This window comes from Pseudomonas edaphica, from assembly GCF_005863185.1.
GTDB classification, from domain to species: domain Bacteria; phylum Pseudomonadota; class Gammaproteobacteria; order Pseudomonadales; family Pseudomonadaceae; genus Aquipseudomonas; species Aquipseudomonas edaphica.
The window spans coordinates 1-624 of the sequence record NZ_VBVZ01001120.1 but is presented as its reverse complement, the minus strand read 5'-3'; the positions used below and the strand labels follow the sequence as shown (position 1 = coordinate 624).

General features: G+C 63.1%; 1 protein-coding gene. It reads left to right on the top strand.

The genetic code is table 11. From position 1 onward, the window contains the following. A partial coding sequence (locus FEM54_RS33620; RefSeq protein WP_138454405.1) for an AraC family transcriptional regulator occupies positions 1 to 624 on the top strand: 624 nt, incomplete at both ends.

Here is a 624-nt window from a genome sequence, read left to right as displayed (position 1 = left end):
GCGGGTTACGACTATTCGGGCCTGCTGCTGCAAGTGGGCATCACCCCGGAACTGCTGAGCGAACCCCGCGCCCGCATCGCCCCCGAGCAATTTACCCGGCTGTTGCAAATGCTGTGGCTGGGGCTGGACGACGAATACCTGGGGTTTGCCGAAGGCCCGAGCAAGCGCGGCACCTTCGCCATGATGTGCCACGCGCTGATTCACTGCCGCACCCTGGAGAAGGCTCTGGAACGCGGCTTATTATTTTATAGCCTATTCCCGCAGGGTCCGCGCTGGCAGCTGACCAGAGAAGGCGATTTGGCCCGCTTGAGCCTGGACGATTCGCAGCTGTGGGACCCGGACCACTTTCTCAGCGAGTGCCTGCTGGTGATCTGGCATCGCCTGGGCAGCTGGTTGATCGGCCAGCGCATCCGGCTACAGCAAGCCACGTTCAGCTATCCGATGCCGGCCCATGCGGGCGAATATGACCTGCTGTTCCCCTGCCCTCAGGTATTTGGCGCGCCGAACAGCAGCCTGGTGTTTCCCGCCCGTTACCTGAGCCTGCCGTTGTTGCAGGACGAGCGCACCCTCAAGCACTTTCTCGAGCGCTCGCCCGCTGACCTGTTGTCGCGACCGGATGAGGGC